Annotated in this window: 12 protein-coding genes; 8 read left to right on the top strand and 4 right to left on the bottom strand. The window is 54.7% G+C overall.

The annotated features are described in order from the left end of the window. Window positions 1-2: 2 nt before the first annotated feature. A complete protein-coding gene (locus tag CKQ54_RS02305) occupies window positions 3-920 on the top strand; it encodes a LacI family DNA-binding transcriptional regulator (protein ID WP_120162643.1) in 918 nt (305 codons plus the stop codon). 106 nt (window positions 921-1026) lie between these two features. Next, complete coding sequence (gntR, locus tag CKQ54_RS02300; protein ID WP_112289207.1) at window positions 1027-2022, top strand: gluconate operon transcriptional repressor GntR; 996 nt, start codon at window positions 1027-1029, stop codon at window positions 2020-2022. Window positions 2023-2142: 120 nt separating this feature from the next. Here the strand turns inward: gntR and CKQ54_RS02295 are convergent, their stop codons facing one another. Further along, on the bottom strand, window positions 2143-2658 hold the full coding sequence (locus CKQ54_RS02295; RefSeq protein WP_120162642.1) for a gluconokinase: 516 nt from the start codon (window positions 2656-2658) through the stop codon (window positions 2143-2145). A 247-nt stretch (window positions 2659-2905) separates the two neighbouring features. Between CKQ54_RS02295 and gntT the strand changes: the two genes are divergently transcribed. Continuing rightward, the gene (gene gntT, locus CKQ54_RS02290; protein ID WP_112289197.1) at window positions 2906-4222 is read left to right on the top strand and encodes a gluconate transporter; all 1317 of its coding nucleotides are present in this window, start codon (window positions 2906-2908) and stop codon (window positions 4220-4222) included. A 78-nt stretch (window positions 4223-4300) separates the two neighbouring features. On the opposite strand, the gene CKQ54_RS02285 is transcribed toward gntT, so the two are convergent. From CKQ54_RS02285 to CKQ54_RS02275, 3 genes are all read right to left on the bottom strand, one after another. Then, window positions 4301-4630, bottom strand: coding sequence for a helix-turn-helix domain-containing protein (locus CKQ54_RS02285; protein WP_113877231.1), 330 nt, complete (start codon window positions 4628-4630; stop codon window positions 4301-4303). Then, window positions 4623-4976, bottom strand: a complete 354-nt coding sequence (locus tag CKQ54_RS02280) for a type II toxin-antitoxin system RelE/ParE family toxin (protein ID WP_113877230.1) — start codon at window positions 4974-4976, stop codon at window positions 4623-4625. Before CKQ54_RS02280 ends, CKQ54_RS02285 begins: the two co-directional genes overlap by 8 nt. A gap of 70 nt (window positions 4977-5046) precedes the next feature. Further along, a complete protein-coding gene (locus CKQ54_RS02275) occupies window positions 5047-5640 on the bottom strand; it encodes a YhgN family NAAT transporter (protein ID WP_095923864.1) in 594 nt (197 codons plus the stop codon). A 210-nt stretch (window positions 5641-5850) separates the two neighbouring features. Here CKQ54_RS02275 and asd point away from each other — a divergent pair, with 210 nt between their 5' ends. The 5 genes from asd to glgA all read left to right on the top strand — a co-directional run bounded on the left by asd (window position 5851) and on the right by glgA (window position 14377). Then, window positions 5851-6954: an aspartate-semialdehyde dehydrogenase gene (gene asd, locus CKQ54_RS02270; protein ID WP_113877229.1), complete on the top strand. Its 1104-nt coding sequence runs from the start codon at window positions 5851-5853 to the stop codon at window positions 6952-6954. A gap of 412 nt (window positions 6955-7366) precedes the next feature. Continuing rightward, on the top strand, window positions 7367-9550 hold the full coding sequence (gene glgB / locus CKQ54_RS02265; RefSeq protein ID WP_113877228.1) for a 1,4-alpha-glucan branching protein GlgB: 2184 nt from the start codon (window positions 7367-7369) through the stop codon (window positions 9548-9550). After that, window positions 9550-11574 carry a glycogen debranching protein GlgX gene (gene glgX, locus CKQ54_RS02260; protein ID WP_120162641.1) on the top strand — a complete coding sequence of 675 codons (2025 nt, stop codon included), beginning with the start codon at window positions 9550-9552 and terminating at the stop codon, window positions 11572-11574. Before glgB ends, glgX begins: the two co-directional genes overlap by 1 nt. Window positions 11575-11591: 17 nt before the next feature. Beyond that, window positions 11592-12869: a glucose-1-phosphate adenylyltransferase gene (glgC, locus tag CKQ54_RS02255; RefSeq protein WP_113877226.1), complete on the top strand. Its 1278-nt coding sequence runs from the start codon at window positions 11592-11594 to the stop codon at window positions 12867-12869. 71 nt (window positions 12870-12940) lie between these two features. Continuing rightward, window positions 12941-14377, top strand: a complete 1437-nt coding sequence (glgA, locus tag CKQ54_RS02250; protein WP_112289190.1) for a glycogen synthase GlgA — start codon at window positions 12941-12943, stop codon at window positions 14375-14377. Window positions 14378-14402 lie beyond the last annotated feature (25 nt).

The raw sequence follows: 14402 nt of genomic DNA, 5'->3' as shown, positions 1-14402 counted from the left end.
ACATGGCAAACATTAACGACGTTTCGCGGCTGGCGAAGGTGTCGAAAGCGACGGTGTCCCGTGTTTTGAGTGGCAGCCGCGGTGTGAAAGAGGAAAGCCGCCTGGCCGTAATGCAGGCGGTGGAAACACTGCAATACAAACCGAGCGTGATTGCGCAGTCGCTGTCGACTCAGTCTACCGGCTGTATCGGCGTGATTTGTGCGACGGAAAACATTAACCAGTCCACCGGTTATCTGCACGCGCTGGAAAAAGAGCTGCGGCTGAATCAGAAATATTTGCTGTTGCGCTTTGCCACCGACGCAGCAAGCCTCACGCATTCCGTGGATGAAATCGGGCGCGGTCTGTGCGATGCGATGATTGTGATTGGCGCGCGATTTGCGTTGCCGGCATTGCCTGAAAACGTCATCACCATTGATTGTCTGGATGCAGATTCAGCGCGCAGTATTCATTTTGACCGCAGCTTTGCGGCCGAAACCGCCTGCCAGTATGTGCTCAAACAAGGGCGCAGACAGATTGCGCTGATCAATACGGAGAGTCATGAAACTGCCGGGCAAATCTTGCAGGGATATCATCTCGCGCTGGAGAAATTCCTGCTGCCTTATGACCGGCGGCTGGTACACAGCGGCGGACAGGCATTGTCGCAACTGCTGGCACAGAACGTGCCGTTCAACGCGCTGCTGGTGCCGGACGATGCCACCGCGCAGGACGCACTCCGTCAGCTTGCACAGCACGGGCGTGCCGTGCCTGAAAATGTGATGGTATTCAGCCTCGACAGCACGCTGCCGCCGGGTGTTTCTGCCGTTCCGGCAATTGCCTATCCGCTGGAAACACTGGCACAACGTGCGATGGCGTTACTGACCGGACAGTTTTCCGCAAACCTCCGCGCACCGGTTCGCGGTCAGCTTTCCCTGCCATCCTGACAAACCTCTCATGTCGCGCAGCAACGGATATCCGCCTGCGCGATTGTTTGCTAACATCACACTCTGATCCCTTAACCTTTTCAGCGGCACCATCTCATTGATGAATATCAAGAAAAAAAGACCCGTACTCCAGGATGTTGCCGACAAGGTGGGCGTCACCAAAATGACGGTCAGCCGTTATTTGCGCAATCCTGAACAGGTTTCCGGTGCGTTGCAGGAAAAGATTTCTGCGGCGCTCGATGAGCTGGGTTACATCCCCAATCGCGCACCGGATATTCTTTCCAATGCGAAAAGCCGCGCCATCGGTGTGCTGCTGCCGTCGCTGACCAACCAGGTATTCGCCGAAGTGCTGCGCGGTATCGAAAGCGTGACCGATATCCACGGCTATCAAACTATGCTGGCGCACTACGGCTACAGCCAGGAGCGCGAAGAACAGCGTCTGACCTCGCTGCTTTCCTACAATATCGACGGGCTGATTTTGTCCGAACGCCATCACACGGCGCGTACGCTGAAGATGATTGAAGTGGCCGGTATTCCGGTGGTGGAAATGATGGACTGCGTATCGCCGTGCGTCGATCTGGCGGTCGGGTTCAACAACTTTGAGGCCGCCCGCCAAATGACCCAGCAAATTATCGCCCGCGGCCATCGGCATGTGGTGTATTTCGGCGCGCGTCAGGACGAACGTACGATTATCAAACAGCAAGGTTACGAGCAGGCGATGCGCGAATCCGGGCTGGAGCCTTACAGCGTGATGACCAGCCGCTCCTCGAGTTACAGCGCGGGCGCGGAATTACTGCGTCAGGCGCAAAAAGACTGGCCGAAAATCGACAGTATTTTCTGCACCAACGATGACCTGGCGGCGGGCGCATTCTTTGAATGCCAGCGTCAGGGACTGAAAATCCCGTCACAAATGGCGATTGCTGGTTTCCACGGTCACAACATGGGACAGGCGATGGAACCGCCGCTGGCAAGCGTACTCACGCCGCGCGAAAGAATGGGGCAGATTTCCGCCGAACGCCTGCTGGCGAGATTACGCGGCGAAGAAGTGGTGCCGAGAATGGTGGATGTCGGATTTACGATATCTGCGGGTGGAAGTATCTGATCTTTTACTCCTTCCCCTCTCACGAGGGGAAGGCTGGGATGGGGTGTGGGTTTTGCAGATGACAGCGCTGCCATTAAAACCCCCTCCCGACCTCCCCCTTCGCAGGGGGAGGAGAAAGTCTTACTTCTGTACTGTCTTCAGTGCTGCAATACAACGATCCACCACACCTTCAAACTTGTGATCGATATTCACGCGCAACACATCCGGTTCATCATCGCCCGGTTCTTCGAGGGCATCGAACTGGCTGCGCAGTAAATCGGTCGGCATAAAGTGTCCGGCGCGGGCTTTCAGGCGGTCGGCAATCACGTCAAAACTGCCTTTCATGTAGATGAACACCATGCCTTCGTTGTCTTTACGCAGCGCGTCGCGGTAGCGGCGTTTCAGCGCAGAACAGACAATAATGCCGGTTTCATTTTTATGGCGCAGGCTGTAAGCCGCGTCGTTCAGGCGCAATAACCACGGCGCACGGTCGTCGTCGTTGAGTGGCGTGCCGCTGGCCATTTTCTGGATATTGGCGCGGGGATGAAGATCATCGCCGTCGATAAATTTCGCGTTAATTTCACGGGCCAGTGCCGCGCCGACGGTGGATTTACCGCTGCCTGACACGCCCATCAGAATGATGCTTTGTCCTGCCATAAGTATGATCTCTATCCCAAAATGAACATTTTGACTGCGCAGTGAGTCCTAATATTAGCATGTTACCGGTATCATGATACCGGTAACAAATGGAGATGTGACTAATATCACAAAGGAATGCACTGCTGTTTTAGCGGTCGCGGTCTGTACCCGTTGCACTGTTAATTCCTACAACATGTTGAAAATTAAAAACAATGCGTCACCCGGTTTTTAGCCATACCGCAGTGACAGCATGAGGGGAAAGAATATGCCATTAGTTATTGTAGCGGTGGGTGTCGCACTGCTGTTGTTACTTATGATCCGATTTAAGCTTAATGGCTTCATTGCACTGATCCTGGTCGCGCTGGCGGTGGGTATCATGCAGGGAATGCCGGTCGACAAAGTCATCACGTCGATCAAAAACGGGGTAGGCGGCACGCTCGGCAGTCTGGCGCTGATCATGGGCTTCGGTGCCATGCTCGGAAAAATGCTGGCGGACTGCGGCGGTGCGCAGCGCATCGCGACCACGCTTATCGAAAAGTTTGGCCGTGAACACATTCAGTGGGCGATTGTGCTGACTGGTTTTATCGTCGGTTTTGCGCTGTTCTATGAAGTCGGCTTCGTGCTGATGCTGCCACTGGTATTTACCGTGGCGGCGGCGGCGCGTCTGCCACTGCTGTATGTCGGTGTGCCGATGGCGGCTGCATTGTCCGTGACGCACGGTTTCCTGCCTCCGCACCCTGGCCCGACAGCGATTGCCACCATTTTCCATGCGGATATGGGCAAAACCCTGCTGTATGGCTCACTGCTGGCGGTGCCGACGGTCATTCTGGCGGGTCCGGTTTATGCGCGTTTCCTGAAAGGGATCGACAAACCGGTTCCGGAAGGCCTGTTCAACCCGAAAACCTTCACGGAAGAAGAGATGCCGGGCTTTGGTGTCAGCGTGGCGACGTCCCTGGTGCCGGTTATTCTGATGGCATTCCGCGCCGTCTGCGAAATGATCTTGCCGAAAGGCCATCCGGTACTGGCTTACGCTGAGTTCTTTGGCGATCCGGTAATGGCCACGCTGATTGCGGTACTCATCGCTATCTTCACCTTCGGCCTGAACCGCGGTCGTAAGATGGATGAAGTGATGGCAACCGTCAGCGATTCCATCAAAATCATCGCCATGATGTTGTTAATCATCGGCGGTGGCGGCGCGTTCAAACAGGTGCTGGTAGACAGCGGTATTGAAAAATACATCGCCGCCCTGATGCACGGCAGCAACCTTTCGCCAATCCTGCTGGCGTGGTCAATTGCGGCAGTGCTGCGTATCGCACTGGGTTCTGCCACCGTTGCCGCGATTACCGCGGGCGGCATTGCTGCGCCACTGATCGCGACCACCGGCGTCAGCCCTGAACTGATGGTGATCGCCGTCGGTTCCGGCAGCGTGATTTTCTCACACGTCAACGATCCGGGTTTCTGGTTGTTCAAGGAGTACTTCAACCTGAGCATTGTCGAAACCTTCAAATCCTGGTCCGTGCTGGAAACCATCATCTCCCTGTGTGGTCTGGGCGGATGTCTGTTGCTGTCGATGGTCGTCTGACGACAGATTGTTAGCATAAAAAAGGCGAGCCGCGTGGCTCGCCTTTTTCGTTTTCATATTTATGGCTTTCAACAGTTTTTACGCAAAGACAACTCTGAGCGAACCTGTCTGCTGACGGGATTCGGCGATAACAATTTCTACATCCCGGCCCAGTTTATTCAGGCAATCAATCATCTTGGCTTCGCTGATCCCACGAAATTGTCCGCGAAGCAAAGCTGATACCTTTGGCTGGGTCATACCGAAAAGCTTAGCGGCAGCAACCTGTGTTAAGCGTCGGTTTTGCATCAGCTCGCTGATCTTCTGAGCAAGCTGAGCTTTGACCAGCATTTCCTGAGCATCGGGTAAGCCCAAATCGGCGTATACATTTCCGCTGCTGGTCTCGATTAGAACTTCGCTATCTTTATTCATATTCCAGTCCTCTTGCATGAGTTTCAGCAATTTTCAGACGTGCGTTTATCTTTTCAATATCGGGTTTTGGCGTTGAAATTCCACTGGAGGATTTCTTCTGAAACACGTGAAGGACATAAACCGCAGCGGCTATTTTTACTGTGTAAACCGCGCGATAGGTATCACCGATATAGTCTTCCACCACTTCCAGAACGCCGGCACCTTTGTAGCCCTTCAGAGGTTTTGCGTGACTATGTTTACTGCCAGTCTGCGCAAGATGAAGTGCATATCCGAAAGAATCCTGAATATCTTCCGGCAATGAAGCCAAATCCTTTCTGCTGCTTCCAATCCAGTAAAGCGTTTTCATATGAGTTCTCTTCCGTGAACATCAAATCAAATATACCCAAGTAGGTATATTTTGTCTATTTAATAACCCACTAAATCTTCAAATACGCCCTGATTCCATCGAGGAACATCTGCGTCGAGAGCATGACCAGAATCAGGCCCATCAGGCGTTCGAGGGCGCTGACGCCTTTGTCGCCGAGCAGTCGCAGGAACAAATTCGACAGTAGAAGAATGGCCATCGACAGGCCCCAGGCGATGAACAGGGCCAGCGTTAAATGGCTCATCTGATTCGGATACTGGTGCGAAAGCAGCATCAGCGTGGCGAGAATCGACGGACCGGCCACCAGCGGGATCGCCATCGGCACGAGGAAGGGTTCTTCACCGGCAGGCAGGCCGCTGCTGCTTTTCTCTTCCGACGGGAAAATCATTTTGATAGCAATCAGGAACAGAATGATACCGCCGGAAATCGACACGGTTTCGGTGCGCAGATTCAGGAACGACAGGATTTTTTCACCGGCGAACAGGAAAATCAGCATCAGGATAAGCGCGATCAGCATTTCGCGGATCAGCACCACTCTGCGACGTTTCGGGTCGAGATGTTTTAAGACCGACATAAAAATCGGTAAGTTGCCCAGCGGATCCATAATTAAAAACAGCAAAATGGTTGCTGAAATCATTTCGGTCATAACTACCTCAGAAAAAATGCCTGTTATAAGTTGCGCTGCTATTAAAGGCTGCACTATTGATTAAATTCACTTGCCACTTCTACTACATTTTGTAAGGTGGTAGACCCGCGCGTTAACGGGGCACAGTGCATCAAAACAGGCACTCGCTTAGTGCAAACGCGCGTTCAGGCTGTTTTAAGCAGTTATCACCCTCAGGGCAGGACAGATATTATGAAAAATGTAGGTTTCGTTGGCTGGCGTGGAATGGTTGGTTCTGTACTCATGCAACGCATGATTGAAGAACGCGATTTCGACGCTATCCGTCCGGTATTCTTCTCCACCTCTCAGCACGGTCAGGCCGCGCCTTCTTTCACGGGTCAGTCTGGGACCTTGCAGGATGCCTATGATCTGGACGCACTGAGTGCGCTGGACATTATCATCACCTGTCAGGGCGGCGATTATACCAATGAAATCTATCCTAAGCTGCGTGAAATCGGTTGGTCCGGCTACTGGATTGACGCAGCTTCCTCTCTGAGAATGGAAGATGACGCGATAATCATCCTCGACCCGGTCAACAGCGCCGTGATCCATCAGGGTATCGACAAAGGTATCAAAACCTTTGTGGGCGGTAACTGTACCGTCAGCCTGATGCTGATGTCGCTCGGCGGCCTGTTCGCCAATGACCTTATCGAATGGGCATCTGTCGCCACCTATCAGGCGGCATCCGGCGGCGGCGCGCGTCACATGCGTGAACTGCTGACCCAGATGGGCATGCTGCATAACAGCGTGGCGAAAGAGCTGGAAAACCCGGCATCGGCGATTCTGGATATCGAACGTAACGTCACTGCGCTGACCCGCAGCGGCACATTGCCGACCGATAACTTCGGTGTTCCGCTGGCAGGCGGTCTGATCCCGTGGATCGACAAACAGCTCGATAACGGCCAGACCAAAGAAGAGTGGAAAGGTCAGGCGGAAACCAACAAAATTCTCGGCACTTCCAGCATTATTCCGGTGGATGGCCTGTGTGTCCGTATCGGCGCGCTGCGCTGCCACAGCCAGGCATTCACCCTGAAGCTGAAAAAAGACGTGTCGATTCCAGAAATCGAACAGATGCTGGCATCGCACAATGACTGGGTTCGCGTGATCCCGAATGACCGTGAACTGTCGATGCGCGAACTGACCCCAGCGGCGGTAACCGGCACCATGAACACGCCGGTTGGCCGTCTGCGTAAACTGAATATGGGGCCGCAATATCTGTCGGCGTTCACCGTCGGTGACCAGCTGCTGTGGGGCGCGGCAGAGCCTTTACGCCGTATGCTGCGCATCCTTTTGTAAGGTGAAAACTGCCCTGTTTTCTTTGTAAATATTTCCCCCGCGGGACATCAGCACGGTGTCCCGTTTTTATTTAAGCCTTCAATAACTTCCGCCATTTCTCTCCCCGTCCGCAGCGCTTTTTACTGTATTTTTCTTTTTCAAAAATTTGTCCATATTTGAACTCCTTAACGCCCTGCCTTTTTTAATCTTTGTCTATGCTTAGTAGAAGAGCTCTGCCTTTTTGAGAAGCGGAATTAGAGACTTATTTGGAAATTGTGAACACAGACGCACTGGCGCATTTTTTGGCAAAACTGAAGTACCGCCAGATCACAATGCAACGATAAAAAGGGGAGCACACTTAACTTACGGTCGTATTGAATATCTGAATGATTTTATTTGATTTATTGATTTAATTAATCATAGGACGAAATGCATGTCTGTACTTCCCGATCAGCACGTCATTAATCAAATTATATCTGGCCACTACGCTGATCCTTTTTCTCTTTTGGGAATGCATTCTGTCGCTGCCGGGCTGGAAGTACGTGCCCTGTTGCCGGATGCCGATCAGGTCTGGGTTATTGATGTAGAAAAAGGCAAGCAGGTGGCAGAACTGCGCCGTTATGACGAGCGCGGTTTCTTTGTCGGCCTGATCCCACGTCGTAAAAATGCGTTCCGTTACAAGCTGGAAGTCCGCTGGGGCGAGGATCGCCATGTGATTGACGACCCGTACCGGTTCGGCACGTTGTTGCAGGAGCTGGATATCTGGCTGCTGGCAGAAGGCACGCATCTGCGGCCGTATGAGAAACTCGGTGCGCATCCGCAAACGCTGGACGATGTCGAAGGCGTCAGTTTCGCGGTCTGGGCACCGAATGCCACCCGGATTTCCGTGGTGGGTGAATTCAACTTCTGGGATGGCCGCCGTCACCCGATGCGTCAGCGCCGTGAAAACGGCATCTGGGAATTATTCATTCCTGCCGTCCGCGAAGGTCAGCTGTATAAATTTGAAATTATCGACTGCCGTGGCAATGTCAGTCTGCGTGCCGATCCTTATGCCTTTGAGGCGCAGATGCGTCCGGACACCGCCTCGTGCGTGCGTAAATTACCGGATGTTGTGCCGCATTCAGAAAGCAGAAAGAAAGCAAATGCGCTGAATCAGCCCGTTTCTGTCTATGAAGTGCATCTGGGTTCCTGGCGTCGTCATACCGATGACAATTTCTGGCTCAGCTATGGCGAGCTGGCCGAGCAGTTAGTGTCCTATGCCAAATGGATGGGCTTCACGCATATCGAACTGATGCCGGTCAACGAGCATCCGTTCGACGGTAGCTGGGGTTATCAGCCGCTGGGTATGTACGCGCCGACCCGTCGTTTCGGCACGCCGATGGAGTTCAAAGCCTTTATCGATGCCGCGCATAACGCCGGTCTGAATGTGATCCTCGACTGGGTGCCGGGGCATTTCCCGAGCGATGCCTACGGGCTGGCGCAGTTCGACGGCACCGCGCTGTACGAATATGCCGATCCGCGCGAAGGTTATCATCAGGACTGGAACACGCTGATTTATAACTATGGCCGCCATGAAGTGCGTAACTATCTGGCCGGCAATGGTTTTTACTGGATTGAACGCTTCGGCATTGACGGTCTGCGCGTTGATGCCGTGGCGTCGATGATTTACCGCGATTACAGCCGTAAAGCCGGCGAGTGGATCCCCAATTATTACGGCGGCCGTGAAAACCTCGAAGCCATTTCTTTCCTGAAATACACCAACCATACGATTGGCAAGGAACTCGGCGGCGCAGTGACGCTGGCCGAAGAATCGACTGATTATCCGGGCGTCACCATGCCGCCGGACGCGAACGGACTGGGCTTCCATTACAAATGGAATCTGGGCTGGATGCACGACTCGCTGACCTATATGCAGCTCGATCCGGTTCACCGCAAATACCACCACAATCTCATGACGTTCGGCGTACTTTACGCCTACAGCGAGAACTTCATGCTGCCGCTTTCGCACGATGAAGTGGTACACGGTAAAAAATCCCTGCTGGATAAAATGCCCGGCGACGTCTGGCAGAAGTTTGCCAACCTGCGCGCTTATTACGGCTTTATGTGGGCACATCCGGGCAAAAAACTGCTGTTTATGGGCGGTGAATTTGCGCAGGGGCGCGAGTGGAATTTCGACGCCAGCCTCGACTGGCATCTGCTGGACGACGCGACCGGCTGGCACAGCGGCGTACAGCATCTGGTGCGCGACCTGAACCTGACGTATCAGGCCAACGCACCGCTGTATGAACTGGATTACAACCCGCGTGGCTTTGAATGGCTGGTGGTCGATGACCATGAAAACTCTATTTTCGCCTTTGCACGTCGCGACGAAAACGGCGGTGAAATCATCGTTATCAGCAATTTCACGCCGGTGCCCCGTGAGCACTATCGCATCGGCATTAGCCGCCCTGGCCGTTACCGCGAAATTCTTAACACCGATTCGCATTTCTACCGTGGCAGCAATGTCGGCAACGGCTGCGACGTTTACAGCGAAAACACCGGTCATCATCAGCGTGAACATTCCATCAGCGTAACGATCCCGCCGCTGGCGACGGTCTATTTGCGAAGGGAGGCGTAATGAAACAGCTCGCGACCGGTCAGCCCGCGCCTTTTGGTGCGCATCTCAGAGATAACGGCGTCAATTTTTGTCTGTACTCCGCGCATGCGGAGAAAGTGGAATTATGTCTTTTTGATGAGACCGGCAGCGAGCAGCACCTGCCTTTACGGGGGCGCACCGGCAATCTGTGGCACGGTTTTCTGCCCGACGCCAAAGCCGGACAGCGTTACGGTTACCGCATTTACGGACCGTTCGACCCGAAAAATGGCCATCGCTTTAACCCGAAAAAAGTGCTGATTGACCCGAGTGCGCGGGCGATTGACGGTGTGCTGCATGACAATGCGCGCTTTACCGGCGGCACTGACGCACCGGACGATAAAGACAGCGCCGTGGTTGCGCCAAAATCTGTCGTCGTCGCCGGGAATTTCGACTGGGGCGATGACAAACCGCCCGCAATACCCTGGGGCGAAACGGTGATTTACGAGGCGCATGTACGCGGCCTGACCCGCCAGCACCCGCGTATTCCGGCGGCCATTCGCGGCACCTACGCCGGACTGGCGCATCCGGTCATGCTCGAGTATTTACAGCATCTGGGCGTGACGGCGATTGAGCTTTTGCCGGTGCAACATCATGCCGATGAGCCGCGTTTGCAAAAACTGGGGCTGAGTAATTACTGGGGCTACAACGTGCTGGCGCCGTGCGCCGTGGACCCGCGTTATGCCAGCGGACAGGGCGGTGTGTCAGCGCTGAATGAGTTTAAATCGGCGGTTAAAGCCCTGCATCAGGCCGGTATCGAAGTGATCCTCGACGTGGTGTTCAATCACAGTGCTGAGCTGGATATCGACGGGCCGTTTATCTCGTTTCGCGGCATCGACAATGCCAGTTATTACTGGCTCAACGAAGACGGTTCCGATAACAACATGACCGGCTGTGGCAACACGCTGCGCCTGATGGACGACGAAGTCATCGCCTGGACAATTGACTGCCTGAATTACTGGGTGCGTGAATGTCACGTCGATGGCTTCCGTTTTGATTTAGCCACCGTTCTTGGCAGAACGCCGGAGTTCAGCCCGCAATCGCCGCTGTTCAACGCCATTAAGCAGGATACCGTTCTCTCACAGGTCAAACTGATTGCAGAACCCTGGGATATCGGCACCGGCGGCTATCAGCTCGGCAATTTCCCGCCCCCGTTTGCTGAATGGAGCGATATCTGGCGCGACGATATGCGTCAGTTCTGGCTGCACGGCGATATTTCTCTCGGCCAGTTTGCCGGACGTCTGGCAGCCTCCGCCGACAAATTCAATCCCGCAAAGCGCGAACCCTGGGCCAGCGTAAATATGCTGACGGCACACGACGGTTTCACGCTGCGCGATCTCGTGAGTTTTAACCAGAAACACAACCAGGCCAACGGCGAAGAAAACCGCGATGGCCACAATGAAAATTTCAGCCAAAACCACGGCGAAGAAGGGCTGGAGGCGTCTGCACAAGTGCTGCAACAGCGCCGTCTCAGTCAGCGTGCTTTGCTGGCGACTCTGTTTCTGTCACAGGGCACGCCGATGTTGCTGGCCGGTGACGAGCAGGGTAACAGCCAGTCGGGCAACAACAACGCCTATTGTCAGGACAATCCGCTGACCTGGCTCGACTGGGAAAATGCCGATGAAAGCCTGACGGCCTATACCTCTGCGCTGATTGCCCTGCGCCGGAAAATTCCGGCACTGACGCAAAACCGCTGGTGGCAGGAAGGCAGTGAAGATGTGCAATGGCTGAATCAACAGGGGCAACCGATGAGCCCCGGCGACTGGGAACAGGGGCCGCAGCAATGGCTGCAAATCTGTCTGTCTCAGCGCTGGTTGCTTATAGTCAATGCTTCGCTGCACGAGGTTGATTTGCAGCTGCCGCCGGGAAACTGGCAGCCGGTTGCACCGTTCAACAGCGTGCTTTTTGATGAGGAACCCCGGCGTGTCATGGAAGGCTCGCAATGGCGGGCAGCAGCAAAAACCCTCTGTGTCCTACAAGATTTCACTCCACAGAGCCGGTCATTATAAAAACAAAGGAGTCAGATATGGCGACATTAGACAACCGGGACCCGGTCATGCTGGCACGACAGTTGCCGCTGAAATCCGTGGCGTTAATCCTTGCCGGGGGACGTGGTTCAAGACTGAAAGATTTGACCGCAACCCGGGCTAAACCCGCCGTCCACTTCGGCGGGAAATTCCGCATCATTGATTTTGCCCTGTCGAATTGCCTGAACTCGGGCATTCGCCGCATCGGTGTCATTACGCAATATCAGTCGCACACGCTGGTTCAGCATATTCAGCGCGGATGGTCTTTCTTCAATGAAGAAATGAACGAGTTCGTGGATTTACTGCCCGCGCAGCAACGCCACAGCACCGAGCACTGGTACAAAGGCACCGCCGATGCGGTGTATCAGAATCTGGATATTATCCGCCGCTATAACGCCGAATTTGTGGTGATCCTGGCGGGCGATCATATCTACAAAATGGACTACTCGCGGATGCTGATCGACCACGTGCAGAAGGGCGGTGAATGTACCGTCGCCTGCCTGGAAGTGCCGCGCGCTGAGGCCAGCGAGTTCGGGGTTATCGGCGTCACTGAGGATTATCACATCACCAGTTTCGTCGAAAAACCGAAAGACCCGCCAGCGATGCCCGGCAATCCCGATATGGCGCTGGCGAGCATGGGCATCTACATTTTTAATGCGGACTATCTGTTTCGTATGCTCGAAGAAGACATGGCCAGTGAGGAATCCAGCCATGATTTCGGCAAAGACCTGATCCCGAAACTGACCCGTCAGGGCGTTGCCCGTGCGCATCCGTTCGGACTTTCCTGCGTAACGCAAAACGATGACGCGCCGCCGTACTGGCGTGATGTCGGCACGCTTGACGCCTACTGGCGCGCTAATCTGGATCTGGCGTCAGTCACGCCGGAGCTGGATATGTACGACCGCGACTGGCCGATCCGCACGCACATGGAGCCATTACCACCGGCCAAATTTGTGCAGGATCGCTCAGGCAGCCACGGTATGACCATGAACTCGCTGGTGGCTGGCGGCGTGATTGTCTCCGGTTCAGTGGTGGTGCATTCGGTGCTGTTCCCGCGGGTACGCGTTAACTCTTTCTGCAACATTGATTCGACGATTATTTTGCCGGATGTGAACGTGGGGCGTTCATGCCGCTTACGTAAATGCGTCATCGACCGCGCCTGTCAGATCCCCGAAGGCATGGTGATTGGCGAGAACGCGGATGAAGACAGCCGCCGGTTCTATCGTTCCGAAGGCGGCGTGGTGCTGGTCACGCGCGCGATGCTGGCGAAACTATAAACAGATATTAGAAAGCACGACTTTTCGTCATCCCGGTATTGCCGGGATGACCGGGATAATCAGGAGCGCGAATGCAGGTTTTACATGTTTGTTCCGAGCTGTTTCCGCTGTTAAAAACGGGCGGCCTTGCTGACGTCGCCGGTGCACTGCCCGCCGCTCAGATTGCGGAGGGCGCGGATGTCCGCGTGCTCATTCCAGGTTTTCCTGATGTCAAAAAAGGACTGGGAGAAACGCAGGTCATCGGCACGCTGGCGACCTTTGCCGGGCATGTCACCCTTTCACTGGGTTACTTTGATGGCGTGGGTATTTATGTGATTGATGTGCCCGGTTTGTACGATCGCCCCGGCAGCCCGTATCACGATCAATCGTCTTTTGCCTACCCGGATAACCATCTGCGCTTTGCGTTGCTGAGCTGGATGGCCTGCGAGCTGGCACTGAATTTTGACCCGCACTGGAAGCCGGATATCGTCCATTCTCACGACTGGCACGCCGGGCTGTGTTCCGCCTATATCCGCGCCCGAAACGCGCCGGTACGTACCGTGTTTACGGTGCATAATCTGGCGTTTCAGGGGCTGTTCTTCGCACATCATCTCGATGAACTTTATATCCCGCGCGAATTCTTCCAGATGCACGGGCTGGAATTCTACGGCCAGATTTCTTTCCTGAAAGCCGGTCTGTTCTATTCCGACCATGTCACCACCGTCAGCCCGACCTACGCCAAAGAGATTACCCGGCCGGAGTTTGGTTACGGCATGGAATCGCTGCTGCTGGAGCGTGAAATGCAGGGGCGGCTGACCGGTATTCTTAACGGCGTCGATGAAGCCATCTGGCAGCCGCGCGACGACGTGCTGCTGTCGGCGCGTTACGACGCTGATGATTTGCGATCCAAAGCGGTCAACAAAGCCTATCTGCAACGGGCGATGGGGCTGGATGTGGATGATTCGCGTCTGGTCTTCGCGGTCGTCAGCCGCCTGACCAGCCAGAAAGGGCTGGATCTGGTGCTTGAAGCCTTGCCGGATTTACTCGAACGCGGCGGTCAGCTGGCGCTGTTAGGCGCGGGTGACGCGGTGTTGCAACAGGCATTCCTGGCGGCAGCGGCGGACAATCCGGGGCAGGTCGGCGTGCAGCTCGGTTATCACGAAGCGTTTTCCCACCGCATCATCGGCGGGGCGGACGTCATCATGGTGCCGAGCCGTTTCGAGCCCTGCGGATTAACCCAACTTTACGGACTCAAATACGGCACCTTGCCGCTGGTACGTCGTACCGGCGGGCTGGCCGACACGGTAGTCGATTGTGCGCTGGAAAATCTGGCCGACGGAACTGCCAGTGGTTTTGTGTTTGAAGAAGCAACGGGGAAATCGCTCGGAAATGCGATCCGCCGCGCATTTGTTTTGTGGAGCCGTCCTAAGCACTGGCGACACGTACAACAACACGCCATGGGTATTGATTTTGGCTGGAAGGTGGCTGCACAGGAATATCTCACCCTGTATAACCGCCTGATGTCCTGACCCCTGAACGCAGCTAATTTGATCG

Origin of the sequence: Rahnella variigena, from assembly GCF_003610915.1 — a bacterium.
GTDB lineage: Bacteria > Pseudomonadota > Gammaproteobacteria > Enterobacterales > Enterobacteriaceae > Rahnella > Rahnella variigena.
The sequence above is the reverse complement of the archived record's forward strand: the minus strand, read 5'-3'. Positions and strand labels throughout refer to the sequence as shown.